This window comes from Pseudomonas sp. A2, assembly GCF_023100865.1.
Classification (GTDB): Bacteria; Pseudomonadota; Gammaproteobacteria; order Pseudomonadales; family Pseudomonadaceae; genus Aquipseudomonas; species Aquipseudomonas asiatica.
Genome location: NZ_CP039127.1, coordinates 537,603 through 563,496, shown reverse-complemented (window position 1 = coordinate 563,496; position 25,894 = coordinate 537,603). Strand labels below are relative to the sequence as shown.

At 63.4% G+C, this 25,894-nt stretch carries 21 protein-coding genes; 6 read left to right on the top strand and 15 right to left on the bottom strand.

Annotated features, from left to right (window positions below; all coding sequences use genetic code 11):
- Nucleotides 1–47 precede the first annotated feature (47 nt).
- From trpC to E5221_RS02585, 3 genes are read right to left on the bottom strand one after another with little or no spacing between them, the layout of a single operon-like run.
- On the bottom strand, nucleotides 48–881 hold the full coding sequence (gene trpC, locus E5221_RS02595) for an indole-3-glycerol phosphate synthase TrpC (protein ID WP_061550913.1): 834 nt from the start codon (nucleotides 879–881) through the stop codon (nucleotides 48–50).
- Nucleotides 878–1,927, bottom strand: a complete 1,050-nt coding sequence (trpD, locus tag E5221_RS02590) for an anthranilate phosphoribosyltransferase (protein WP_013970609.1) — start codon at nucleotides 1,925–1,927, stop codon at nucleotides 878–880. Before trpD ends, trpC begins: the two co-directional genes overlap by 4 nt.
- Nucleotides 1,928–1,936: 9 nt before the next feature.
- The gene (locus E5221_RS02585; RefSeq protein WP_039613257.1) at nucleotides 1,937–2,530 is read right to left on the bottom strand and encodes an aminodeoxychorismate/anthranilate synthase component II; all 594 of its coding nucleotides are present in this window, start codon (nucleotides 2,528–2,530) and stop codon (nucleotides 1,937–1,939) included.
- Between the two features lie 368 nt (nucleotides 2,531–2,898).
- On the opposite strand from E5221_RS02585, the gene estP reads away from it, so the two are divergent.
- Nucleotides 2,899–4,779, top strand: coding sequence for an esterase EstP (gene estP / locus E5221_RS02580; RefSeq protein WP_013970607.1), 1,881 nt, complete (start codon nucleotides 2,899–2,901; stop codon nucleotides 4,777–4,779).
- Between the two features lie 131 nt (nucleotides 4,780–4,910).
- Here estP and trpE read toward each other — a convergent pair whose 3' ends face one another.
- The 9 genes from trpE to E5221_RS02535 all read right to left on the bottom strand — a co-directional run bounded on the left by trpE (nucleotide 4,911) and on the right by E5221_RS02535 (nucleotide 15,937).
- On the bottom strand, nucleotides 4,911–6,392 hold the full coding sequence (gene trpE / locus E5221_RS02575) for an anthranilate synthase component I (protein WP_013970606.1): 1,482 nt from the start codon (nucleotides 6,390–6,392) through the stop codon (nucleotides 4,911–4,913).
- A gap of 69 nt (nucleotides 6,393–6,461) precedes the next feature.
- A complete protein-coding gene (locus tag E5221_RS02570) occupies nucleotides 6,462–7,280 on the bottom strand; it encodes a phosphoglycolate phosphatase (RefSeq protein ID WP_123084595.1) in 819 nt (272 codons plus the stop codon).
- Complete coding sequence (gene rpe, locus E5221_RS02565; protein WP_003260678.1) at nucleotides 7,277–7,951, bottom strand: ribulose-phosphate 3-epimerase; 675 nt, start codon at nucleotides 7,949–7,951, stop codon at nucleotides 7,277–7,279. The genes E5221_RS02570 and rpe overlap by 4 nt, the downstream gene beginning before the upstream one ends.
- Before the next feature lie 218 nt (nucleotides 7,952–8,169).
- Nucleotides 8,170–8,997, bottom strand: coding sequence for an ABC transporter permease (locus E5221_RS02560; RefSeq protein ID WP_003260880.1), 828 nt, complete (start codon nucleotides 8,995–8,997; stop codon nucleotides 8,170–8,172).
- An 11-nt stretch (nucleotides 8,998–9,008) separates the two neighbouring features.
- Nucleotides 9,009–10,256, bottom strand: coding sequence for an ABC transporter permease (locus tag E5221_RS02555; protein WP_013970602.1), 1,248 nt, complete (start codon nucleotides 10,254–10,256; stop codon nucleotides 9,009–9,011).
- A gap of 157 nt (nucleotides 10,257–10,413) precedes the next feature.
- Complete coding sequence (locus E5221_RS02550; RefSeq protein ID WP_015268730.1) at nucleotides 10,414–11,448, bottom strand: ABC transporter substrate-binding protein; 1,035 nt, start codon at nucleotides 11,446–11,448, stop codon at nucleotides 10,414–10,416.
- A gap of 40 nt (nucleotides 11,449–11,488) precedes the next feature.
- Nucleotides 11,489–12,613 carry an ABC transporter ATP-binding protein gene (locus E5221_RS02545; RefSeq protein WP_012270208.1) on the bottom strand — a complete coding sequence of 375 codons (1,125 nt, stop codon included), beginning with the start codon at nucleotides 12,611–12,613 and terminating at the stop codon, nucleotides 11,489–11,491.
- A 296-nt stretch (nucleotides 12,614–12,909) separates the two neighbouring features.
- Nucleotides 12,910–13,542: a response regulator transcription factor gene (locus E5221_RS02540; protein ID WP_169774891.1), complete on the bottom strand. Its 633-nt coding sequence runs from the start codon at nucleotides 13,540–13,542 to the stop codon at nucleotides 12,910–12,912.
- Nucleotides 13,543–13,549: 7 nt separating this feature from the next.
- Nucleotides 13,550–15,937, bottom strand: coding sequence for a sensor histidine kinase (locus E5221_RS02535; protein WP_102084040.1), 2,388 nt, complete (start codon nucleotides 15,935–15,937; stop codon nucleotides 13,550–13,552).
- Nucleotides 15,938–16,031: 94 nt separating this feature from the next.
- Between E5221_RS02535 and E5221_RS02530 the strand changes: the two genes are divergently transcribed.
- The gene (locus E5221_RS02530; protein ID WP_247846826.1) at nucleotides 16,032–17,030 is read left to right on the top strand and encodes an alpha/beta hydrolase family protein; all 999 of its coding nucleotides are present in this window, start codon (nucleotides 16,032–16,034) and stop codon (nucleotides 17,028–17,030) included.
- Nucleotides 17,031–17,138: 108 nt separating this feature from the next.
- On the opposite strand, the gene E5221_RS02525 is transcribed toward E5221_RS02530, so the two are convergent.
- From E5221_RS02525 to E5221_RS02515, 3 genes are read right to left on the bottom strand one after another with little or no spacing between them, the layout of a single operon-like run.
- Complete coding sequence (locus tag E5221_RS02525; protein WP_061550906.1) at nucleotides 17,139–17,906, bottom strand: TerB family tellurite resistance protein; 768 nt, start codon at nucleotides 17,904–17,906, stop codon at nucleotides 17,139–17,141.
- A 1-nt stretch (nucleotide 17,907) separates the two neighbouring features.
- Nucleotides 17,908–18,579, bottom strand: a complete 672-nt coding sequence (gene murU, locus E5221_RS02520; RefSeq protein ID WP_023662470.1) for an N-acetylmuramate alpha-1-phosphate uridylyltransferase MurU — start codon at nucleotides 18,577–18,579, stop codon at nucleotides 17,908–17,910.
- A complete protein-coding gene (locus tag E5221_RS02515; RefSeq protein ID WP_247846825.1) occupies nucleotides 18,576–19,595 on the bottom strand; it encodes a phosphotransferase in 1,020 nt (339 codons plus the stop codon). Before E5221_RS02515 ends, murU begins: the two co-directional genes overlap by 4 nt.
- A gap of 130 nt (nucleotides 19,596–19,725) precedes the next feature.
- Between E5221_RS02515 and E5221_RS02510 the strand changes: the two genes are divergently transcribed.
- The 4 genes from E5221_RS02510 to rsmA are packed head-to-tail and all read left to right on the top strand — an operon-like array spanning nucleotide 19,726 to nucleotide 25,610.
- Nucleotides 19,726–22,527 carry an LPS-assembly protein LptD gene (locus E5221_RS02510; protein ID WP_247846824.1) on the top strand — a complete coding sequence of 934 codons (2,802 nt, stop codon included), beginning with the start codon at nucleotides 19,726–19,728 and terminating at the stop codon, nucleotides 22,525–22,527.
- Nucleotides 22,508–23,827 (top strand): peptidylprolyl isomerase, encoded by a 1,320-nt coding sequence (locus tag E5221_RS02505; RefSeq protein ID WP_061550904.1) that lies wholly within the window; start codon nucleotides 22,508–22,510, stop codon nucleotides 23,825–23,827. Before E5221_RS02510 ends, E5221_RS02505 begins: the two co-directional genes overlap by 20 nt.
- On the top strand, nucleotides 23,824–24,813 hold the full coding sequence (gene pdxA, locus E5221_RS02500; RefSeq protein WP_038408583.1) for a 4-hydroxythreonine-4-phosphate dehydrogenase PdxA: 990 nt from the start codon (nucleotides 23,824–23,826) through the stop codon (nucleotides 24,811–24,813). Before E5221_RS02505 ends, pdxA begins: the two co-directional genes overlap by 4 nt.
- Nucleotides 24,810–25,610 carry a 16S rRNA (adenine(1518)-N(6)/adenine(1519)-N(6))-dimethyltransferase RsmA gene (gene rsmA / locus E5221_RS02495; protein ID WP_013970591.1) on the top strand — a complete coding sequence of 267 codons (801 nt, stop codon included), beginning with the start codon at nucleotides 24,810–24,812 and terminating at the stop codon, nucleotides 25,608–25,610. Before pdxA ends, rsmA begins: the two co-directional genes overlap by 4 nt.
- The last annotated feature ends 284 nt before the right edge of the window (nucleotides 25,611–25,894 follow it).

The window sequence follows — 25,894 nt, the reverse complement described above, 5'->3', positions numbered from 1 at the left end:
CATTACATGCACACAAAAAAGCCGGCAATAACGCCGGCTTCATTCGATCAGTCCAGTTGCTGAACAGTCTTCTTCACCTGTTCCGGAAAGAACAACCGCTGCAATTCAAGCCCTGGCTGCTCGGCGCGCATGAATGCCTCACCGACCAGGAACGAGTAGACCTCATTGATCGCCATCAGCTCCACATCGGCTCGGTTCAAGATGCCGCTCTCGGTAATCGCCAGGCGATCACGCGGAATACGCGGCAGCAGGTCGAGGGTGGTTTCCAGGCTGACCTCGAAGGTGTGCAGATTGCGGTTGTTCACCCCCACCAGCGGTGTATCCAGGGTTTTCAACGCGCGCTCCAGTTCATCGCCATCATGCACTTCCACCAGCACGTCGAGCCCAACATCCTTGGCCGTGGCCGCCAGTTCGGCCATCTTCACGTCATCCAGCGCCGACACGATCAGCAGCACACAGTCCGCGCCCAGGGCCCGGGCCTCGACGATCTGGTACGGGTCGACCATGAAGTCCTTGCGGATCACCGGCAGCGACACCGCCGCGCGGGCCTGCTGCAGGTACTCGTCGGCGCCCTGGAAGTAGTCCACATCGGTCAGCACCGACAGGCAGGTCGCCCCGCCCTTCTCGTAGCTGACGGCGATTTCCGCCGGCACGAAATTCTCGCGAATCACTCCTTTGCTCGGCGAGGCCTTCTTTATTTCGGCAATCACCGCCGGCTGCTTGCGCGCGGCTTGCTCGATCAGAGCCTTGGCAAAACCACGCGGGGCGTCGGCAGCCTTTGCAAGGCCCTCCAGTTCGGCGAGGCTGATGCGCGCGCTGCGCTCGGCCACTTCCTGAAACTTGCGGGCAATGATCCTTTCCAGCACCGTCGGCACACTCATGCTTCGTTCTCCACCTTGAATACTGCAGTAAAGGCACCCAGCTCCTGCAGCTTCTCCCAGGCCAGCCCGGTGTGCAGTACGTCGTGGGCCAGTTCCACACCGGCTTTCAGGCTCATGGCATGGTCAGCGGCATACAGCGCCGCGCCGGCATTGAGCACGATCATCTCGGCGGCCTTCTGGCCGTTTTCGGTCTTGCGTCGGCCCAGCGCATCGCGGATCAGCTCCAGCGACGCCTGCGGGTTCTCGACGGCCAGGCCGTGCAGGCTCTGGCTCTTCATGCCGAGGTCTTCCGGCTCTACCCAGTATTCGGTGATTTCACCATTTTTCAGTTCGGCGACGAAGGTCGGCGCAGCCAAGCTGAACTCGTCCAGGCCATCCTTCGAGTGCACCACCAGCACGTGCTTGCTGCCCAGGCGCTGCAGTACTTCAGCCAACGGGCGGCAAAGGGTCTGGGCAAACACACCGACCACTTGGTGTTTCACCCCGGCCGGATTCGTAAGCGGGCCGAGCATGTTGAACAGGGTGCGCAGCCCCAGGTCGCGACGCGGGCCGGCAGCGTGCTTCATGGCCGAATGATGGCTTTGCGCGAACATGAAGCCGATGCCCAGGCTGTCGATGCAGCGGGCTACCTGGGTGGGCGTCAGGTTCAGGTAGATACCGGCGGCCTCCAGCAGGTCGGCACTGCCGCTCTTGCCCGATACCGCGCGGTTGCCATGCTTTGCCACGGTGCAACCTGCCGCCGCCAGTACGAACGACGAGGCGGTGGACACGTTGAAGATGTTGGCGCCATCACCGCCGGTACCGACGATATCGACCACGCCATCGAGGCTCTGCAGTTCGACCTTGTCGGCCAGCTCGCGCATCACCGACACCGCACCGACGATCTCGTCGATGCTTTCGCTCTTCATGCGCATGCCCATCAGGAAGGCGCCGATCTGCGCTTCGCTGCACTGGCCGGTCATGATCTGGCGCATGACGTCGCGCATTTCTTCGGTAGAAAGGTCCAGCTGACCGACGATACGGCTCAACGCACTCTTGATATCCATGTTCGATCCTTAGCGGCGGCCGCCGGTCTGCTTGAGGAAGTTGGCGAACAGTTCGTGGCCCTGTTCGGTCAGGATCGACTCGGGGTGGAACTGCACCCCTTCGATATTCAGCGTCTTGTGGCGCAAACCCATGATCTCGTCGACCGAGCCGTCAGCATGGGCGGTCCAGGCGGTCACTTCCAGGCAGTCGGGCAAGGTTTCGCGCTTTACCACCAGCGAGTGGTAACGGGTCACGGTCAACGGGTTGTTGAGGCCGGCGAACACGCCCAGGTCACGGTGATGTACCGGGCTGGTCTTGCCGTGCATCACCTGGCGGGCACGTACCACATCACCACCAAAGGCCTGGCCGATGGACTGGTGGCCCAGGCATACGCCAAGGATCGGCAGCTTGCCGGCAAAGTGCAGGATGGCCTCGATGGACACGCCCGCCTCGCTCGGCGTGCACGGGCCTGGAGATACGACGATGCGCTCGGGGTTGAGGGCTTCGATCTGGGCGATGGTCATTTCGTCATTGCGAATGACCTTTACCTCGGCACCCAGCTCGCCAAGGTACTGAACGACGTTGTAAGTGAATGAGTCGTAATTGTCGATCATCAGTAACATCGGGTTAAACCTCTTGAATCTACTGACTTCAAAATTCGAACCTTCCTGCTTCTGCCAAAGGCGCAGCTTGGCCATTCAGGGGCGGTAGACAGGAAGGCAAACGGGGGCGGGCCGGACGGGCCGGCAGGGGATAAAGTCAGGCGCGCCAACGCCAACGGGCGTGGGCCTTGATAACGCGCATCAAGAGTTTGCTGACGATCAACACAGGATAGGTCTCGCTCATACGTTCCGGCACAGTAGCCTACCGGGGCGGCGGGCGCAATATGCCCGTAAACACGGGGAAACGAATGGACTTGGGAGGGATGCACTGCGATTTGCTAAGGTCGATGGGGTTGTCCTGATAAAAACAAAGAAAAGGATGTTCCCTGATGCGAAAAGCACCGTTATTGCGCTTTACCCTCGCCTCATTGGCGTTAGCCTGCAGCCAGGCCTTTGCTGCACCCTCGCCCTACTCCAGCATGATCGTGTTTGGTGACAGCCTCAGCGACGCTGGGCAGTTTGGCGGGGTGCGCTTCACCAACCGCGATGCCAATGGCAATTATGCGCCAGTGTCACCGATGATCCTGGGCGGGCGGCTTGGTGTGAGCCCGACCGAGCTTGGCCCCTCCACCTCCCCGGTCAATCCGGTGCTGGGGCTTCCCGACGGCAACAACTGGGCAGTCGGTGGCTACACCACCCAGCAGATCCTGGATTCGATCACCAGTACCTCCGAAACCGTCATCCCGCCAGGGCGACCCGGCGCCGGGCTGGTACTGCGTGATAAACCGGGCTACCTGGCCAACGGCCTGCGCGCCGACCCCAACGCGTTGTATTACCTGACTGGCGGCGGCAATGACTTCCTGCAAGGCCTGGTCAACAGCCCGGCCGATGCCGTGGCCGCCGGCGCCCGCCTGGCCGCCAGCGCCCAGGCCCTGCAGCAAGGCGGCGCCCGCTACATCATGGTCTGGCTGCTGCCCGACCTCGGGCAAACACCGAACTTCAGCGGTACGCCGCAACAAAACCCACTGTCGCTGCTATCCGGCGCGTTCAACCAGTCGCTGCTCAGCCAACTGGGGCAGATCGATGCCGAAATCATTCCGCTGAACATCCCTGTGCTGCTGAGCGAAGCGCTGGCCAGCCCCGAGCAGTTCGGCCTGGCCAGCGGCCAGAACCTGGTCGGCACCTGCTACAGCGGCGAAGGCTGTGTGGAAAATCCGGTGTATGGCATCAACGGCGCCACGCCAGACCCGACCAAGCTGCTGTTCAACGACTCGGTGCACCCGACCATTGCCGGCCAGCAACTGATTGCCGACTACGCCTATTCGATCATCGCCGCCCCCTGGGAACTGACCTTGCTCCCGGAAATGGCCCACGCCAGCCTGCGCGCTCACCAGGACGAACTGCGCAACCAGTGGCAGACACCCTGGCAGGCAGTTGGCCAGTGGCAGGCCTTTGTTGCCACCGGCGCACAGGACCTGGACTTCGACGGCCAGCGCAGCGCGGCCAGCGGCGACGGCCGCGGCTACAACCTGACCCTGGGCGGCAGCTACCGCCTGAACGATGCATGGCGCCTGGGCCTGGCCGGAGGCGTGTACCGGCAGAAGCTGGAAGCCGGCGCACAGGACTCGGACTACAAGCTGGACAGCTACCTTGCCAGCGCCTTCGCCCAATACCGCCAGGACCGCTGGTGGGCCGACGCGGCGCTTACCGCCGGGCACCTGGACTACAGCGACCTCAAGCGCACCTTCGCCCTTGGCGTGAACGACCGCAGCGAAAAGGGCGACACCAATGGCGAGGCCTGGGCGATGTCGGGGCGACTGGGCTACAACCTGGCAGCCGAGAGCAGCAGCTGGCAGCTGGCGCCGTTCATCAGCGCCGACTATGCGCGGGTGAAGGTGGATGGCTATGACGAGAAGAGCGGGCGCTCGACGGCGCTGGGTTTCGATGACCAGGAACGTACATCACGCCGTTTGGGCGTGGGGTTGCTGGGTAGCGTGCAGGTGCTGCCAGGTACTCGGCTGTTCGCCGAGGTGGCGCAGGAGCACGAGTTCGAGGATGACCAGCAGGATGTGACGATGCACCTGACCAGCCTGCCGGCGAACGATTTCACCCTGACAGGGTATACGCCGCACAGCGACCTGACCCGGGCGAGCCTGGGGGTGAGCCATGAAGTGGTGGCGGGGGTGCATTTGCGCGGCAACTATAACTGGCGCAAGAGTGATGAATTGACGCAGCAGGGAGTGAGCTTGGGCGTCAGCGTCGACTTTTGAATTGATGGGGCCGCTTTGCGGCCCTTCGCGGGCTCGCCCGCTCCCACAGGTATTGCACAGGCCTTGCAGCATGTGATTTCCCTGTGGGAGCGGGCATGCCCGCGAAGGGCTGCAACGCAGCCCCGATCAACTTATTTGGCGGAAGTTTGCTCAGCCAACGCCACCGCGCGGAACATCGCTCGGCGCTTGTTGATGGTCTCTTCCCATTCCAGCGCCGGCACCGAGTCGGCAACGATGCCGCCCCCGGCCTGCACATGCAGCTCACCGTCCTTGATTACCGCGGTACGGATGGCAATGGCGGTATCCATGTTGCCGTTCCATGCGAAGTAACCCACGGCACCACCGTAAACCCCACGTTTGACCGGCTCCAGCTCGTCGATGATTTCCATCGCACGAATTTTCGGCGCACCCGACAGCGTACCGGCCGGCAGTATCGCCCGCAGTGCGTCCATCGCCGTCAGCCCTTCGCGCAGCTGGCCAGTGACGTTGGACACAATGTGCATCACGTTGGAGTAACGCTCGATCACCATCTTCTCGGTCAGGCGCACGCTGCCGGTCGAGGACACACGCCCGACGTCGTTACGGCCCAGGTCGATGAGCATCAGGTGCTCGGCAATTTCCTTGTCGTCCGACAGCAGGTCGTCTTCCAGCGCGCGGTCGGCCTCTTCGGTAGCACCACGCGGGCGGGTGCCGGCAATCGGGCGTACGGTGACCAGGTTATCCTCGACGCGTACCAGCACCTCGGGCGAGCTGCCGACCACATGGAAGTCGCCAAAGTTGAAGAAGTACATGTACGGCGTCGGGTTGAAGCAGCGCAGCGCGCGGTACAGGTCGATAGGCGCCGCCTTGAAGTCGATCGACATGCGCTGCGACGGCACCACCTGCATGCAGTCACCAGCCAGGATGTATTCCTTGATGCGGCCGACGGCGTTCTCGTAATCCTCGCGGGTATAGCTGGAGCGGAATTCCGGCTCGGCAGCCTGCGGGCCACTCAGGTCCAGGCCACGGCGTGGAGTGATCGGCTGACGCAGGGTTTCAAGCAGGCCTTGCAGGCGTGCCTGGCCCTGTTCGAAAGCCTGCTCTTCCGCCGGGTCGACCAGCACGATCGCGTGCATCTTGCCCGCCAGGTTGTCGAACACCACCACCGCATCGGACACCATCAGCAGGATATCCGGCACACCCAGCGGGTCCGGGTTGGGGCTGGCACCCAGGCGCTTTTCCACATACCGCACGCAGTCGTAGCCGAAGTAGCCGACCAGGCCGCCGTTGAAGCGCGGCAGGCCAGGGATATCGGCGACCTTGTAACGGTCCTTGAAGGTTTCGACGAAGGCCAGCGGGTCTTCGACATCGTGGCTTTCCACCTCCACGCCATCCTGCAGGATGCTGACGTGGTAACCGTGCACACGCATCACGGTGCGCGACGGCAGGCCGATCATCGAGTAACGGCCCCATTTCTCGCCGCCCTGCACCGATTCGAGCAGGTACGAGTTGGGCTGGTCGGCCAGTTTCAGGTAGATCGACAGCGGCGTGTCAAAGTCGGCCAGGGTTTCGCAGGCCAGGGGAATGCGGTTGTAGCCGGCAGCGGCCAGGCGCAGGAATTCTTCGCGGGTCATGGGTAGCCTCGTGGCAAGCAGCAATAGGTCAGGCAAACGGACGGGCCGGCACGCGCCGGCAGGCTGAAGTCAGGCGCGCCAACGCCAACGGGCCAGGGCCTTGATGACTTTCATCCAGAATTTGCCGGTAACCGCCACGGTGGACTCTCTGTCTTGTGAGGCTTGAAGGTCCGCCAACGTTATCCCAGTGGCCGGGTCTGCGCAACCGGGCAGCAATGCACGCAGGTCATCGATCACCAGGCTGGGGGATTCGTCGTGGATCGGCCGGCCATGGTTGTAGCCGTAGGTCAGGCCGACGCACTGCACGCCAGCCGCCTTGGCCGCCAGCACGTCACTGCGTGAATCGCCGACAAACAGCGACTGCTGCGGGGTGACACCGGCCATCTGCATGACGAACAGCAACGCCGCAGGGTCGGGCTTTTTCTGCGGCAGGGTGTCGCCACCGATGATCCAGCGGAAGTAGTTGCCGATCTTCATCTGGTCCAGCAGCGGGCCAACGAAGCGCTCGGGCTTGTTGGTGATCAGAGCCATCTCCACGCCCTGCTTGCGCAGCCAGCGCAGGGTGTCCTGCACACCGGGGTAGACCACGGTCAGTTCGTGGCTTTCGGCATAGGCGTCCATGAACAGCGCCAGCGCCTGGTCGGCCAGCGCATCTTCCACGACAGCGTGGTCGATGCCGCCGGCCAGCGCCCGGCGCACCAGCACCTGGGCACCGTTGCCCACCCAGTGGCGCACCGCCTCCAGGCCGGCAGGCGGGCGCCCCAGTTCGAGCAGCATGCGGTCCACGGCGGCGGCCAGGTCTGGCACGGAATCGATCAGGGTACCGTCCAGATCGAACATCACCAGCCTGGGCAGCGTCCCGGGGAACAGCTGCTCGAAGCCGCTCATGGGCGGGCCTGAGCCAGTTCGGCGCGCATCCTGGCGATTACTTCCTGGTAGTCCGGGGCATTGAAGATCGCCGAGCCGGCCACGAAAGTGTCGGCGCCAGCGGCAGCGATTTCGCGGATGTTGTTGACGTTGACGCCACCGTCGATTTCCAGGCGGATATCACGGCCGCTGGCGTCGATCAGCGCACGCGCCTCGCGCAGCTTGTCGAGGGTGCCAGGGATGAACTTCTGCCCGCCAAAACCAGGGTTGACGCTCATCAGCAGCACCATGTCGATCTTGTCCATCACGTACTTCAAGGCATCCAGGCTGGTGGCCGGGTTGAACACCAGACCGGCCTTGCAACCACCGTCCTTGATCAACTGCAGCGAACGGTCGATGTGCTGCGAGGCCTCCGGGTGGAAGGTGATGTAGGTGGCGCCAGCTTCGATAAAGTCGCCGATGATGCGGTCGACCGGGCTGACCATCAGGTGCACGTCGATCGGGGCGGTGACGCCGTACTTGCGCAGAGCGGTGCAGACCATCGGACCGATGGTCAGGTTGGGGACGTAGTGGTTGTCCATCACATCGAAGTGGACGATGTCGGCACCCGCGGCCAATACCTTGTCGACGTCCTCGCCCAGACGGGCGAAATCGGCAGAGAGAATGGAGGGGGCAATAGCGTAGGGCTGCATGGCGCACCTGTTGGCAGAATCACGGTGGCGCGCATTGTAACCCAGGGAAGCGGATGAAGGCTGATTAGCATCAACCTGTACCGGCCTCTTCGCGTCTGTAGGAGCAGCCTTGTGCTGCGAAGAGGCCGGTAGGACCGAAGAATAGCTTTTGTCTTACCGGCCTCTTCGCAGCACAAGGCTGCTCCTACAAGGGTAATGCGCAGGCCTTGCGCTACTAATCAAGCCGGCTGCTGAGTTCTCAGCTTCTCGCTACGCCCACGCAACCACTCCAGGGTCAGCAGCAACACCACCGAGAAGGCAATCAGCAAGGTCGCCGCCGCGGCAATGGTCGGGCTGAGGTTCTCGCGAATGCCACTGAACATCTGCCGCGGCAGGGTCGCCTGTTCCGGCCCGGCCAGGAACAGGGTTACCACTACTTCGTCAAACGACGTGGCAAAGGCGAACAACGCCCCCGAAATCACCCCGGGCGCGATCAACGGCAGGGTTACCCGGCGGAAAGTCAGCAGTGGCGAGGCGCCCAGGCTGGCTGCCGCACGCACCAGGTTGTAGTTGAAGCCCTGCAAGGTCGCCGACACGGTAATGATGACGAACGGCACGCCCAGTACCGCATGCACCAGAATCAGCGAGGTGAAACTGTTGCCCATGCCCAACGGGGCAAAGAACAGGTAGCTGGCCACACCGATGATCACCACCGGCACCACCATCGGCGAAATCACCAGCGCCATCACCAGCGACTTGCCCGGGAAGTCGCCACGGGTCAGGCCGATGGCCGCCAGGGTGCCGAACACCATGGCCAGCACCGTGGCTGCCGGGGCGACGATGATGCTGTTCTTCAAGGCCCGCATCCACTCGGCCGAGCCGAAGAAGTCCTGGTACCACTGCAGCGAGAAGCCCTGCAGCGGGTACACCAGGAAACTACCACTGTTGAACGACAGCGGCACGATCACCAGCACCGGCAATATGAGGAACAGCAGGATCAAGCCGCAAAGAATGCGCAGGCTGTAGAACCACACCCGCTCCACGGGCGACATGTAAGGGCTCAGCATGACAAGGCTCCTCAGCTCAGGCGCAGGCGGCTGGCGCCGACCAGCCAGCTATAGATCAGGTACAACAGCACGGTCGCCAGCAGCAACAGCCCGCCAAGCGCGGTGGCCATGCCCCAGTTGATGCTGGTGTTGGTGTAGAAGGCCACGAAGTAGCTGACCATCTGGTCATTCGGGCTGCCCAGCAGTGCCGGGGTGATGTAGTAGCCGATGGCCAGGATGAACACCAGCAGGCAACCAGCGCCAACCCCGGCGTAGGTCTGCGGGAAGTAGACCCGCCAGAAACTGGCGAACGGGTGGCAGCCCAGCGAGATCGCCGCACGCATGTAGCTCGGCGAAATGCCCTTCATCACGCTGTACAGCGGCAGGATCATGAACGGCAACAGGATGTGCACCATCGAGATGTACACGCCGGTGCGGTTGAACACCAGTTCCAGCGGCTGGTCGATGATGCCCATGGCCATCAGCGCGCTGTTGATCAGGCCGCCCGACTGCAGCAGCACGATCCACGCCGCCACCCGCACCAGGATCGAGGTCCAGAACGGCAGCAGCACCAGAATCATCAGCAGGTTGCTCTGCCGGGTCGGCAGGTTGGCCAGCAGGTACGCCAGCGGGTAGGCCAGCACCAGGCAGATTGCGGTAATCACCACACCCATCCACAGGGTGCGGGCGAAGATGTCCAGGTAAATGGCCTGGTCCGGGGTGGCCTTGGCCAGTTCGCCAAGGTCATCGATACGGTGGTCGAGCGAAGCCAGCAGGTAGAAAGAGGTGACCGTACTGGTGTTGCGGCGGATTGCCTGCCAGTAGGCCGGGTCGCCCCAACGCTCGTCGAGAGCCTGCAAGGCATCTTTATACGAAGCGGGTTCGCTCTTGAACGGCAGCGCCCGCGCGGTCTTTGCCAACAGGCTGCGGTAACCGGCAAGCTCCATGTTCAGGCGCTTGGAAAGGTCGCCCAAGGTCTGGTTCTTGCGCGATTCGGCCAAATCCTGGCTCAACGCCTTGTAAACGTCCTCGCCCGGCAGGCTCTTGCCATCCCACTGGGTGATGACGCCAACGGTGCGCGGCAAGCCGCCAACCACTTCCGGGTTGCCGACGCTCTTGTACAGCAGCGCCGCAATAGGCACCAGGAACACCAGCAGGAGAAACAGCGCCAGCGGCGCGATCAACGCCTGCGCCTTCCAGCGGTTGACCCGCTCGGCATGCTTGAGGCGCTGCTTGAGACTTGGACCTGCGCCTTCTTTGAGGGGCACTGCAATGGCCATGGCGAACTCCGCGATACGAACTGAAAATGGGGCTGCTGCGCAGCCCATCGCAGGCAAGCCAGCTCCTACAGATACTGCGCTGACTCCAGGGCAGCGGCCCCCTGTGGGAGCTGGCTTGCCGGCGATGGGCCGCAAAGCGGCCCCCTACACTGGTCGTTTACTTCTTCGCCGCCCAGGCGTTGAAGCGCTGCTCCAGCTGCTCGCTGTTGTCGGCCCAGAAGGCCACATCGATCTGCACCTGGTTGGCGATGTTTTCAGGCGTGGTCGGCATGTCCTTCTTCACAGCGTCCGACAGCAGGCTCACGGCCTTGGAATTTGCCGGGCCATAGGCGATGTTCTCGGAGTAGGTCTTCTGCTGCTCTGGCTGCACGCTGAAGGCGATGAATTTCTTCGCTTCCTCGACATCCTTGGCACCTTTCGGGATGGCCCAGGCATCGAAGTCGTAGATGCCGCCGTTCCACACCACCTTCAGGTTGCTCTCTTTCTGCACCGCAGCGATGCGGCCGTTGTAGGCAGAACTCATGACCACGTCACCCGAGGCCAGGTACTGCGGTGGCTGGGCGCCGGCTTCCCACCACTGGATGCTTGGCTTGAGTTCGTCGAGCTTCTTGAAGGCGCGGTCCACGCCCTCTTTGGTGCCCAGCACCTGGTACACATCCTTCGGCGCCACACCGTCGGCCATCAGGGCGAATTCCAGGGTGTACTTGGCGCCCTTGCGCAGGCCGCGCTTGCCCGGGAATTTCTTGGTGTCCCAGAAATCGGCCCAGCTGGTCGGTGCGGTCTTCAGCTTGTCGGCGTTGTAGGCCAGCACCGTGGACCATACGAAGAAGCCAACGCCACATGGCTGAATGGCACCCGGCACATAGTCGGCCTCATTACCGAACAGGGCCGGGTCGAGTTCTTCGAACATGCCCTCGTCACAGCCACGGGCCAACTCTGGCGACTCCACTTCCACCAGGTTCCACGACACGCTCTTGGTGTCGACCATGGCTTTGACCTTGGCCATCTCGCCGTTGTACTCGCCTGCGATGATCTTGCCCTTGCCGGCCTTCTCCCACGGTTCGTAGAACGCCTTCACCTGGGCCGCCTTGTTGGCACCACCAAACGAGACAACAGTCAGGTCTGCGGCCATGGCCTGGCCAGCGGCGAACAGCCCCAGGGCCAGGGCGGTCAGTTTCAACTGCTTGCGCATTATTATTCTCTCCACAGTACAGGGTTGGTGAAGCAATCCATCAATGGGCTTCGGCAATCGGATCGAGCGCGCGGGCGTGCTCCACCTCCCAGCCCAGCGGTACCACATCGCCCACGGCCAGGGCCGGGTCGAGCTCGGCAATCGGCTGTTTCACGAAGAAGTCGCCCTTGCCGCAAACTTCCAGGCGCACCCGCACGTGGTCGCCCAGGTAAATGAATTCCGCCACCCGGCCCGAGAAACGGTTAACACAGCTTTCGCTGTGGCCATTCAGGCGCACGCGCTCCGGGCGGATCGACAGGGTCACCGGCTCGCCGGCCTGGCCGACATTCACCGCCAGCGCCTCGACCCGCTCGCCACGCGGCAACTGCACCTGGCAGCGCTTGCCATCACTGGCCAGCAATGTGCCGTTGATGCGGTTGTTCTCGCCGATGAAGTTGGCGACGAAGGTGTTGCAGGGTTCTTCGTACAGCGTGCGCGGGTCGGCGATCTGCTGGATTTCGCCCTGATGGAACACGGCCACCCGGTCGGACATGGTCAGCGCTTCGCCCTGGTCGTGGGTCACATACACCACGGTCACGCCCAGGCGCTGGTGGATATGCTTGATCTCCATCTGCATGTGCTCGCGCAGCTGCTTGTCCAGCGCGCCCAGCGGTTCGTCCATCAGAACCAGCTGCGGCTCGAACACCAGTGCCCGGGCCAGGGCCACACGCTGTTGCTGGCCGCCGGACAGCTGACCGGGGTAGCGTTTGGCGAAGGCGTCGAGCTGGACCATGTTCAACACCCGCTTTACCCGCTCGCTGATGTCGGTCTTGCTCAGGTTGCGCACGGTCAGCGGGAACGCCAGGTTCTCGGCCACGGTCATGTGCGGGAACAGCGCGTAGTTCTGGAACACCATGCCGATGTCGCGCTTGTGCGGCGGCACGTTGTTGATCGAACGCCCGGCCAGCTGGATTTCACCAGCGGTGGGGGTTTCGAAGCCGGCCAGCATCATCAGGCTGGTGGTCTTGCCCGAGCCGGACGGGCCAAGCAGGGTAAGGAACTCGCCCTTGCGAATATCCAGATTGAGGTCTTTGACGATCAGCGACTCGCCGTCGTAGCTCTTCTGCACACCACGGAAGCTGACCAGCGTTTCGCTGGTTGCAGCGTTCGACTTCGCCTCGCTCATGCCTGCACCTTCTTGTTGGATGACTGCGTAGGCATAGACTAGACAAGCGGCAAGCGCCGGAAAATCGGGGGTGCTGAGAGAATGCCATCATCCGGATGGAAGATTTGTTGTAGGGATTCCCCTACAAAGATGGCGGGTTTGGAATATTTCTCTCAGCCCTCCGGCACGCCCCTGTGGGAGCGGGTTCACCCGCGAAGAGGCCAGCCCAGGCACCGCAGATGGCAGGTCAGGCCCTTTCGCGGGTAAACCCGCTCCCACAGGGATTCGCTACAGCACGCAGGAAGCGCATGTCGCAATCAGACCAGCTTGTGCTCCATCGCGTACTTCACCAGCTCAGCCAGCGAGTTCACTTTCAGCTTCTGCATCAGGCGCGCCTTGTGGGTGCTGATGGTCTTGCTCGACAGCGCCAACTGCTGGGCGATGTCGTTGACGTTGGCGCCCTGGGCCAGGCGTTCGAACACCGAAAACTCTCGCTCCGACAGCAGGGTGTGCAACGGCCGCGACTCGGTCAGGCCCACCTCGAAGACCATGCGGTCGGCCAGCGCCGGGTCGATATAGCGCCCGCCAGCGGCAACCCGGCGAATCGCGGTCAGCAACAACGCTGGGTCGCTGTCCTTGGTGGCATAACCCGCCGCTCCGGCCTTCAGCGCCCGCGCCGCCATCTGCGCTTCATCGTGCATCGACAGCATCAGGATCGCCGGGGCGTCCTGCAACGCGCGGATTCGCGGAATCGCCTCCAGGCCATTCACGCCCGGCATCGAGATATCCAGCAGTACCACCTCGCACGGGGTGTGGCGCAAGGTTTCCAGCAACTGCTCGCCGTTACCGGCCTCCCCCGCCACCTGCATGTCCTTGGCCAGGCCAATCAACTGCTTGATGCCCTCACGGACAATGGTGTGGTCCTCGGCCACCAGCACTCGAATCACGATCGCTCTCCTACTCCAACGGTATGGCCACGCTCAGGCTGGTGCCTTCGCCCGGTTCACTGTCCAGCGCCATGCTGCCGCCCAGCATCAGCACCCGCTCACGCACCCCTACCAGGCCGAACGAGGTGGGCCGAGGCTGGTCGCGGCAAAAGCCCTGGCCGTCATCGCTGACGGTCATGCGCAATTGCCCGTGCTCACGCACCAGTTCGATCTCCACGCTATGCGCCTGGGCATGGCGCATCACGTTGGTCAGCGCCTCCTGGAGAATACGGAACAGCCCGATGGCCTTGGCATCGCTCAATGCTGGCAGATTTTCCGGTACTTGCACCAGGCAGGGGATCTGCGTCCGTGCTTCAAAGCGCCGCGCCTGCCATTCAATGGCCGAGGCAATGCCGGCATCGAGAATCGGAGGACGCAAGGCAGTGGCTACGTCGCGCACCAGTTGGAACAGCTGGGCGATCAGGCGCTTCATGCTGGCCAGCCGCTCGTTCAGCCCCGGGTCCAGCTCGGCGAAGGCCAGCTCGCACATCGACACTTCCAGCTTGAGCACGGTCAGCATCTGCCCCAGTTCATCGTGCACTTCTCGGGCGATGCGGGCTTTTTCTTCCTCACGCACGCTTTCCAGGTGGGCCGACAGTTCGCGCAGCTGCTCCTGGGACCTGGCCAGCGCCAACTCGGCCCGCTTGCCCTGCGTGATGTCCCAAACCACACCGTCCCATACCACCTGGCCGTTACCCAGGCGCCGGGTACTGGCTTTGATGTCGGCCCAGCGCTGTTCACCCTGGCGGGTGAGGATGCGCCCCTGCCAGGACCAGTCCTGGTCGCTGGCCAGGGCCAGGTCCTGCACCCGGTGGTAATCGGCACGGTCCTCAGGGTGCACCAGGTTGCGCAGGCCCATCTGCGGGTCCTGGATCTCACTGGGCGAATAGCCCACCAAGGCCTCGCTGCCTTCGCTGATGTAGGGGAATTCCAGGTCGCCCTCGGCCGGGTCGCGCTCCAGGCGGAACACCAGCCCCGGCACGTTGCCGGCAATGCCCTTGAGCCGCGCCTCGCTTTCGCGCAGGGCCGCCAGGGCGCGGTAGCGCTCGGTGACATCGGCGAGGTACACCACCAGGTACTCGGAGTCACGAAAGCGCAGAAAACTCAGCGACAGCTCGACCGGCAACAGGCTGTGGTCAGCCCGGCGGCACTGCGTCTCGAACTGACCAACACCGCCCGCCCCGGTACGTGCGCCCTTCCACAGCTCCAGCCAGCGATCCATGGTCAGGCTGGGTTCAAAGTCGCTAAGCGGCCGCTCCAGCAGTGCGCCTTCGCCGTAGCCCAGCATGCGCTCGGCGGCATGGTTGGCGTAGCGTACGTGGCTGTCCCAGTTGACCCAGAGGATGCCCACCGTGCTCTGGTCGATGGCAAACTGACTCAGGCGCAACGCTTCTTCGCGCACTTGCCGCTCCACAAGACTTTCCCGCGTGGCCAGCAGGCTGCGCTCCAACTGGCGCTGTTGCCGACGCTGCCACACCAGGGTGGCCAGCGCACACAACAGCAGCAAGCCGAACAGCAGTGCCAGGTTCTTCCAGAACCCTGTCGACTCGCTCAGGCGTGGGTACTTTGGCTGCAGCCAACGCTGGTGCAGTTGCTCCAGTTCCTTGGCCGGCAGCGCCTGCAGGCCGCGCTCCAGCACATCGGCCAGCAGCGGCCAGTCGCGCCGCGAACCGATGCGCAACAGTTGTGGCAGGCCGATATCGCCGACCACAGCCAGCTCGCCGAACTCGCTTTCGCGCGACAGGCGGCTGAGCTGAGCTTCATCCAGCACGGCGAAACTGGCCTGGCCGCCCACCACCAATTGCAGGGCCTCGCGCTCGTTGGGTACCCCTTGCAGGTTGAGGTTGCTGTAGTTACCGCGCAGGTAGTCCGCCAGCTGGCTGGGCATGCGCACCGCCACCCGCTGCTCGGCTCCGAGCGTTTCCAGTTCCACGGCCATCGTCCCGGTGCGCGGCCCCACCACCAGTTGCGGCACGCGCATGTAAGGGTCGCTGAACAGCCACAGACGCAGGCTGGCGGGGGTCTGGGTAAGCCCCGGGGCAAAGTCGATTTCGCCGGCCTGGAGGGCATGCTCGAGGCTGGCCTGGTCGGCGAAGTTGCGCCAGGTAAGGTCCAGCCGCAGCGCCTGCGCCAGGCTGCTCACCAGTTCCACGTTGGCCCCGTACAGCTGCTGCAGGCGCCGGTCGAACTGAGCGTAAGGCGCCTGCAACACCAGGCCGACACGCAGACTGCGGTGTGTATCCAGCCATTGCTGCTGGGCCGGTTCCAGGGCAACCGTGGGCACCGATTCGGGCCTGGCCAATGCAATCAAGGGCAGCCAAAAGCAGCCGATAACCATCAGGCGACGCACTCGCTTCATCTACACGCTCGTCTTGGCAAAGCGGCCATGCAGCATGGCCGTCACGGGCAAATACCATTAGGCTGCCGGTATCATTCTGGCCCCGGGTTGACTCATGTCCACACTTTATCGCACGACGCTGGCAATGTGCTGCCTGGCCTCGATCCTTCCACTCGGCGCCCTGGCCGCCGATGCCGAAAAACCATCTACCACCACCGAGGCACCCGTTGCCCAAGCCCCTCGCCCGCCGCTGCTGGAACGCAGCCAGGAGGATGCCCAGGCACTTGAACGGCTGGTGCCCAAGGCCGAACAGCAGACCCTTCAGGCCGGTGCCGACAGCTTCCTGGCCTTGTGGAAACCGGCCAACGACAGCGATCCACAGGGCGCGGTCATCATCGTCCCGGGGGCTGGCGAAACGGCTGACTGGCCGAATGCGGTCGGCCCGCTGCGGCAGAAGTTCCCCGATATCGGCTGGCACAGCCTGAGCATCAGCCTGCCCGACCTGCTCGCCGACAGCCCGCAGGCGCGGGTCGAGGCCAAGCCGGCTGCCGAGCCGCAGCCAGACAAGGGCGAAAGCGCCCCGGCCAAGGACGTACCAGCCGATGCCAATGCCAACGTCGCCCAGGCTACCGCAGCCGATGCCGACACCGCAGAGAGCACTGACGCCAAACAGGCCAGCGAACAAACCGACCCAGCCGATGCCGAGCGCATTTTCGCCCGCCTGGATGCTGCGGTGGCCTTTGCCCAGCAGCACAACGCCCGCAGCATCGTGCTGATCGGCCATGGCAGCGGCGCATATTGGGCGGCCCGCTACCTGAGCGAGAAACGGCCACCACAGGTGCAGAAACTGGTAATGGTTGCCGCGCAGACTCCAGCTCGGGTGGAGCATGACCTGGAAAGCCTGGCGCCAACCTTGAAAGTGCCGACTGCCGACATCTACTACGCCACCCGCAGCAGTGACCGCAATGCAGCCGCACAGCGCCTGCAGGCCAGCAAGCGGCAGAAGGACAGCCAGTACCGGCAGTTGTCGCTGATTGCCATGCCGGGGAACAAGGCGGCCGAGCAGGAGCAACTGTTCCGCCGGGTGCGGGGGTGGATGAGTCCGCAGGGGTAAGGTTTGCCATGATGACCCTATCGCAGGCATGCCAGCTCCCATAGGTACGCCACAGTGTTCAGGGTCAGTGCAATACCTGTGGGAGCCGGCTTGCCGGCGATAGGGCCATCAAAGCCCGCGCCGCTTGCGGATCATGGCATAAGCCTGATGCAGCTCCCGGGTCCGTTCAGTCGCTTCACGCACCTGCGACTCACTGGCACCAGTACCCGCCAGCTTGTCCGGGTGATGCCGACTGACCAGTCGACGATACGCCTGCTTGACCTTGTCGCCATCGGTATCCGCCTCGACCGCCAGCAAGCGCAACGCCGCCGCATAGGTCATGGCGACCCCTTCCGGCCCCGCCGCCTTGCGTGGCTCGTACTCCAGCGACATGGCCTGCACCTGCCGCCGGCTCAGGCCCAGTTTCTGCCCCCAGTCCAGCAGCAGTTCACGCTCCTTGTTGCCCATCTTGCCGTCGGCCCAGACCATGCGCCAACAGGCACGCAGGGTACCTTCGGCCGCATGCGGCTGCTGGCGAATGCGCCGCAGGTGCCCACCCAGCCGGTCCTTGCCCGCCTTGCCGCGGTTGAACGCAGCAATCGCACGCAGCCGAGCCGCTTCGGCCAGATCCAGGCGCACCATCTCCTGGCGTGCCTGCTGAATATGCTGCTCGCCCACCCGGCCATCGCACTTGGCCAGGCGCCCGAGCATCACGAACAGCAATTCGTCGTCCTGCAACGCCGGGCGCCCGCCCAAGCGTTCACGCATGTCCTCCCAGCCTTGCAAACGCAGGCGGCGGTCCATGGCCTGGCCGAGCAACGCGCCGAGCAAGGCCCCGGGGATGCTGGCAACGGCAAAGCCGGCACCGGCACCAATCACCGTGCTTGGCCACCACATGTCAGGCACGCTCGCCGATCAGGCGCTCGGCCTCGGCCAAGCGTTCGAGCGTACCGACATCAACCCAGTGCCCATGGTAGTGCTCGCCACTGACCTGGCCCGCAGCCATGGCCTGACGCAGCAACGGCGCCAGCTTGAAGGCGCCAGGCTGGCAGCCTTCGAACAGCGCCGGGTGCAGCACCGAAAGGCCACTGAAGGTCAGCGTGCCGGGCGCATCGTCACCATCGACCACCCGCTCGCCCACCAGGCGGAAGTCGCCGCGGCCGTGATGGCCTGGGTTGTCGACCAGCACCAGGTGAGCCAGGCCTTGCAGGGGAGCCTGCAGGCGCGCGAAGTCGTAGTCGGTCCAGACATCGCCGTTCACCAACAGGAACGGCGCGTCACCCAGCAATGGCAGGGCCTTGAAGATGCCACCGCCGGTTTCCAGCGGCTCTCCTTCGGGCGAATAGCGGATGCTCAGGCCGAAACGGCTGCCGTCACCCAGGTGGTCCTCGATCTGCTGGCCGAGCCAGGCATGGTTGATCACCACCTCGGTGACACCCGCCGCAGCCAGGGCCCGCAGGTGATACTCGATCAGTGGCTGGCCGGCGACCGGGACCAGCGGCTTGGGGGTGTGCAGGGTCAGCGGGCGCATGCGCTCGCCTTTGCCCGCTGCCAATATCATTGCCTTCATGCACGCGCTCCGGCCTGCAACTCGGCAATCAGCTCACCCAGCTCCGCCAATTCGGGCCGGCGGCTGATCACTTCTTTTATATAGGCGAAGAAGCGCGGCACGTCGCCCAGGTAACGGGGTTTGCCGTCGCGGTGGCAGATACGGGCGAAGATGCCGATCACCTTCAGGTGGCGCTGCACACCCATCAGGTCGCTGGCACGCTGGAACGCCTCGAAGTCGGCCTGCACCGGGATGCCGGCAGCCTGCGCCTTCTGCCAGTAGTCGCGCAGCCAGCCTTCGACCCGAGCCTGCGGCCAACTGAGGAAGGCGTCCTTGAACAGGCAGGTGATGTCGTAGGTGACCGGGCCATACACGGCATCCTGGAAGTCCAGCACACCGGGGTTGGGCGTGCTCTGCATGAGGTTGCGCGGCATGTAGTCGCGGTGCACCAGCACCTTGGGCTGGGCCAATGCGCTGTCGATCAGCAGCTGGCTGATTCGTTGCCAAGTGGCTTTCTGGGCATCGCTGAAGGCCAGGCCAAGCTCACGACCCACGTACCACTCCGGGAACAACTCGACTTCACGGCGCAACAGCGCATCGTCGTAGCTGGGCAACGGCGCGTCCATCGGCAGGCGCTGGAACGCCAGCAGCGCGTCGACGGCATCGGCGAACAGGCCGTCGGCGTTGTCCGCATCAATGATATCAAGGTATGTCTGATGGCCCAGGTCACCCAGCAGCAAGAAGCCACGTTCCAGGTCCTGGGCATGGATCAGCGGCACGTGCACGTCGGCGCTGGCCAGCAGGTGGTCGATGGCGACGAACGGTCGGCAGTTTTCCTGCGGCGGTGGTGCATCCATGATCACGAAGCTGTGGCCGGCACCCTGCCAGCGGAAATAACGGCGGAAGCTGGCGTCGCTGCTGGCCGCGGTCAAGCTGCCTGCAGGCACGTCGCCCCAGGCGTTTTTCCGGAAAAGCTCATTGAGCTGCTCATCGAGCCAGACCGTCAGTTGTTGCAGGCGTACATCGTGTTCAGGCATTACAAGGGTCTCCGACGGCCCTAGCCGTCAAGCGGGTCATGCTTTATTATCCAGCATCTTTTTCAGACCATCGAGAGGCGTGCGGCCCCACACGCGGGCAGATGGCACGCAGGAAGCCCGGACTAATAAGATGGCATTGAAATCCCCCGCGTTTCGTAGAAAGTTTCCGTTGCTGGTAACCGGCGGTCTGCTGGCCCTGCAACCTCTGGCCACGTCTTACGTGGTGGCAGCCGAACAGTTCGACTGCCAAGTGTCCGCCTCCGGTGGTTGGGACTGCAAGCCCAAGACCCCAACCAACAACCTGCCGCCGCGCCCGGTGCACGAGGGTGCTGCAGTCAGCACCAGCACCGAAGCCGCGAGCGAAGGCGAAACCGCGGACCGGCCGATGCTGGTCACCGAGGCCAAGGGCCGTGGCCTGAAGTCGCGTAGCGAAGACTACAGCCACCTGGACTGGGTTCCGCGTGAAAAGCTCACTGCCGCACAGCTGGCCGAAACCGGCCCGTACTGCGGTGGCGCCTACATCGAGCCAACCCGCCCTGGCATGGCCGACACCACGCCGAAGGACGAGTCGCCGACCTACATCAACGCCAAGGTATCCAAGTACCAGCAAGAGCAGCAGATCGCTACCCTCGCCGGTGACGTGGTGATGCGCCAGGGCAGCATGCAGGCCGAGGCCGACGAGGCCAACCTCTACCAGACCGAAAACCGTGGCGAGCTCAAGGGCAACGTCAAGATCCGTGACAACGGTTCGCTGGTGGTCGGTGACGAGGCACAGATCCAGCTCGACACGGGCGAGGCCCAGGTCGACAACGCCGAATACGTGATGCACAAGTCGCACATCCGCGGCAGTGCCCTGTACGCCAAGCGTGGCGAGAACGCCATCATTCGTCTCAAGGACGGTACGTACACCACCTGCGAACCGGGCAGCAACGCCTGGCAGTTGAAGGGCAACAACATCACCCTGAACCCGGCCACCGGTTTCGGTACCGCGACCAACGTTACGCTGCGGGTCAAGGATTTCCCGGTGTTCTACACACCGTACATCTACTTCCCGATCGACGACCGTCGCCAGTCCGGCTTCCTGCCGCCATCGTTCAGCAGCACCAGCGATACCGGCTTCATGCTGGTCACGCCTTACTACTTCAACCTGGCGCCGAACTACGATGCCACGTTGTACCCGCGCTACATGACCAAGCGCGGCCTGCTGATGGAAGGCGAGTTCCGTTACCTGACGCCTTCCAGCGAAGGCCAGTTCGGTGGCGCGTACCTCAACGACAAGAACGACGACCGCAAAGACCAGACTGACTACAAAGAGCAGCGCTGGATGGTCAACTGGCAGCACAAGGGCGGGCTGGACGAGCGCCTGATGACCGAGGTGGACTACACCGACATCAGCGACCCGTTCTACTTCCAGGACCTGGAATCCGACCAGATCGGTATTGAAACCCAGGACCTGCTGAACCAGCAGGGTGCACTGACCTACCGTGGTGACAGCTACACCGCGCGGTTGAATGTGCATGCCTACGAAATGGCGACCATCTCGAAGATCACCCCGTATGATCGCCTGCCGCAGATTACCTTCAATGGCAAGCTGCCGTACGAGCCAGGTGGGCTCAATATTGCTTACGAAACCGAGGCAGTCCGTTTCGATCGTGACCTGAAAGACGACTTTGTATTGAACGAAGATGGCCTTCCCGACACTTCGGCGGGTGCGCCTGGTCGCCGCCTGGACCAGAACGTCAGCGGCATCGCCCGCGCCAACGGCAACCGTTTCAACGTCGCACCATCGATCAGCCTGCCGATGGAAGCCAGCTACGGCTTCCTGACCCCCAAGCTGAAGTATGCGTATACCCACTACGATCTGGACTTGGACAGCCAGGGTAAAACCCAGGCTATCGCGCAATCGGCCAACCCAGCGTACGGCAGCTACAACAGCTCGCTGAACCGCGACGTACCGATCTTCAGCGTGGACAGCGGCCTGTATTTCGACCGCAAAACTTCGCTGTTCGGCACCAACTACAAGCAAACCCTCGAACCGCGTATGTACTACCTCTACGTCCCGTACAAGGACCAGAAGGACATCCCGCTGTTCGACTCGGGTGAAACCCTGTTCAGCTACGATTCGCTATTCCGCGACAACCGCTTCAGCGGCACCGACCGCATTGGTGACGAGAACAAGCTGTCGCTGGGCGTGACCACCCGCTGGATCGAAGAAAACGGTTTCGAACGCCAGAACTTCAGCATCGGTCAGGCTTTCTATTTCAAGGACCGCAAAGTTCAGCTCCCTGGTATCGATTACCGTACCCGCAGCGACTCGCAGTCCGATGTATCTCCGTATGCGCTGGTGTACAACTACTTCTTCAACCGCGACTGGCGCTTCAATTCGGACTTCAACTGGGACCCGGACAGCCGCAGCACCCGCTCGGGCAGCGCGATGTTCCATTACCAGCCTGAAGACAATCCGAACAAAGTGGTCAACCTCGGTTATCGCTACCGTAACGACACCATCTCCTACGACTCCACGACCGGTACCTGGAAAGTGGGCGGTGGCGACTACGGCGTCCCAGGCAGCGAGAACTACATCAAGGACTACTACAAGATCCAGCAGCATGACTTCTCGGTCATCTGGCCGATCGTTCCGCAGTGGAGCGTCATCGCTCGCTGGCAGCATGACTACAACCGCAATCGCACCCTGGAAGCCATGGGCGGTTTCGAGTACGACAACTGCTGCTGGAAGCTGCGTCTGATCAACCGTTACTGGATCGACTACGACGACTTCAGCCAAGCCCTACCGGCGAACGAAAAAGGCGACCACGGCATCTTCCTTCAGATCGTCCTGAAAGGCCTCGGTGGTGTAGTCGGCAACAAGGTCGAGTCTTTCCTCGACCAAGGCATTCAAGGTTACCGTGAACGTGAAGACCAAGCTTATTGATCGACTGCGCCCGGCGTTGCTGGGCGTTGCATTGCTGAGTGGCGCGGTGCATGCCGCGGTGCAACCTCTTGATCGCGTGGTGGCCATCGTCGACAACGACGTGGTCATGCAAAGCCAGCTGGACCAGCGTGTCCGCGAGGTCCAGCAAACCATCGCCAAGCGCGGCGGCGGCATGCCGCCTGCCGGTGCGCTGGACCAGCAGGTACTGGAACGCCTGATCGTCGAGAACCTGCAGCTGCAGATCGGCGAGCGCTCCGGCATCCGCATCACCGACGAAGAACTGAACCAGGCCATGGGCACCATTGCCCAGCGCAACGGCATGTCGCTGGACCAGTTCCACGCCGCCCTGGCCCGTGACGGCATGTCGTTCGACGACGCCCGCGAGCAGGTCAAGCGCGAGATGATCATCAGCCGCGTGCGCCAGCGCCGCGTGGCCGAGCGTATCCAGGTCTCCGAGCAGGAAGTGAAGAACTTCCTCAACTCCGACCTTGGCAAGATGCAGATGTCGGAAGAGTACCGCCTGGCCAACATCCTGATCCCGACCCCGGAAGCGGCCAACTCGGAAGCCATCCAGGCCGCCGCGCGCCAGGTTGGCGATGTGTACCAGCAGCTCAAGCAGGGCGCGGACTTCGGCCAGATGGCCATTGCCCGCTCCGCCAGCGAAAACGCCCTGGAAGGCGGCGAGATGGGCTGGCGTAAAGCCGGCCAGCTGCCGCCAGACTTCGCCAAGATGCTCAGCAGCATGCCGGTTGGCGAAATTACCCAGCCTATCCGCATCCCCAACGGTTTCATCATCCTCAAGCTCGAGGAAAAGCGTGGCGGCAGCGAGAACGTGCTGCGTGACGAAGTGCACGTTCGCCACATCCTGATCAAGCCTAGCGAGATCCGCAGCGAGGCTGCTACCGAGCAACTGGCCGAGCGCCTGTACGAGCGCATCAAGAACGGCGAAGACTTCGGCGAGCTGGCCAAGAGCTTCTCGGAAGACCCGGGTTCGGCGCTCAACGGCGGCGACCTCAACTGGGTTGACCCGAACAGCCTGGTACCGGAGTTCCGCGAGCAGATGGCCAACGCCGCCCAAGGCGAAGTCACCCGTCCGTTCAAGACCCAGTACGGCTGGCATGTCCTGGAAGTGCTGGGCCGTCGCGCCACCGACAGCACCGAGCAGGCTCGTGAGCAGCAGGCCATGAACGTACTGCGCAACCGCAAGTACGACGAAGAGCTGCAGACCTGGCTGCGCCAGATCCGCGACGAGGCCTACGTTGAAATCAAGCTGCCTGGCGCTGACCAGGCCGCCCAGTGAAGCCCCTGCGCTTCGCCGTCACCCCCGGCGAGCCAGCCGGCATAGGCCCCGACCTGTGCCTGCTGCTCGCCGCAGACGCCCAGCCCCACCCCCTGATCGCCATCACCAGCCGTGACCTGCTCGCCGAGCGGGCCACGCAGCTGGGGCTGGCCGTCAACCTGCTGCCGGTAGCGCCGGGCCTATGGCCCGAGCAGCCGGCGCCAGCGGGTAGCCTTTACGTCTGGGATACCCCCCTGGCGGCCCCGGTGGTGCCGGGCCAGCTCGACAAGGCCAATGCCGCGTTCGTGCTGGAAACCCTGACCCGTGCCGGGCAAGGCTGCCTGGAAGGGCATTTCGCCGGGATGATCACCGCCCCTGTACACAAGGGCGTGATCAACGAAAGCGGTATCGCCTTCTCCGGGCATACCGAATTCCTTGCCGAGCTGACCCACACCGCGCAAGTGGTGATGATGCTGGCCACCCGTGGCCTGCGCGTGGCCCTGGTGACCACGCACCTGCCGCTGCGCGACATTGCCGACGCCATCACTGCCGAGCGCGTCGAGCGTGTAACCCGTATCCTGCATGCCGACATGCGCGACAAGTTCGGCATTGCCAACCCGCGTATCCTGGTGTGCGGCCTCAACCCGCACGCGGGCGAGGGCGGCCACCTGGGCCGCGAGGAAATCGACATCATCGAGCCGACCTTGGCCCGCCTGCGCACCGAAGGCATGGACCTGCGCGGGCCGCTGCCGGCCGATACCCTGTTTACCCCCAAATATCTGGAGCACTGCGACGCGGTGCTGGCGATGTACCACGACCAGGGCCTGCCTGTACTCAAGTACAAAGGCTTCGGCGCTGCGGTCAACGTGACCCTGGGCCTGCCGATCATCCGCACGTCGGTCGACCACGGCACAGCCCTGGACCTGGCCGGCACCGGCAAGGTCGACACCGGCAGCCTGCGCGTCGCGCTGGAAACCGCCTACCAGATGGCCGAGAACCGACCATGAACGAGCAATACCAACACCGGGCGCGCAAGCGCTTCGGCCAGAACTTCCTGCACGACGCCGGCATCATCGACCGCATCCTGCGTGCCATCAACGCCAAGGCCGGCGAACATCTGCTGGAAATCGGCCCCGGCCAGGGCGCCCTGACCGAAGGCCTGCTCGGCAGCGGGGCACAACTGGACGTGGTGGAACTGGACAAGGACCTGGTGCCGATCCTGCAGCACAAGTTCGCCGACCGCAGCAATTTCCGCCTGCACCAAGGCGACGCCTTGAAGTTCGACTTCAACCAGCTAGGCGTGCCACCGCGCAGCCTCAAGGTGGTGGGCAACCTGCCCTACAACATTTCCACCCCACTAATCTTCCACCTGCTCAGCCATGCCGGGTTGATCCGCGACATGCACTTCATGCTGCAGAAGGAAGTGGTCGAGCGCATGGCCGCCGGCCCTGGCGGTGGTGACTGGGGGCGTCTGTCGATCATGGTGCAGTACCACTGCCGGGTCGAGCACCTGTTCAACGTTGGCCCTGGCGCATTCAACCCGCCGCCGAAAGTGGACTCGGCCATCGTCCGCCTGGTGCCGCACGAAGTGCTGCCGTACCCGGCCAAGGACGCAAAGCTGCTGGAGCAGGTGGTACGCGAAGCCTTCAACCAGCGCCGCAAGACCCTGCGCAACACCATGAAAGGCCTGCTCGACAGTGCGGCCATCGAAGCTGCCGGCGTGGATGGCAGCCTGCGCCCTGAACAGCTGGATCTGGCCGCCTTCGTGCGCCTGGCTGACCAGTTGGCCGATCAGCAAGCCTGATATCGCCTGTACCGGCCTCTTCGCGGGCAAACCCGCTCCCACAGGTACTGCACAGCCCTCAAAATCTGCGTAGTACCTTGTAGGAGCAGCCTTGTGCTGCGAAGAAGGATTTTCTTCGACAGTAATGGCCTCTTCGCAGCACAAGGCTGCTCCTACAGGTCCTGTGCATACCTTGAAACCCATGCTCTCCAGGTAGGAGCGGGTTTACCCGCGAAAGGGCCGGGACAGACAACACAAATCCCCAAGCCTCTCACCGCTGGCCCTTCCCCCTCTCAATGGCCTAG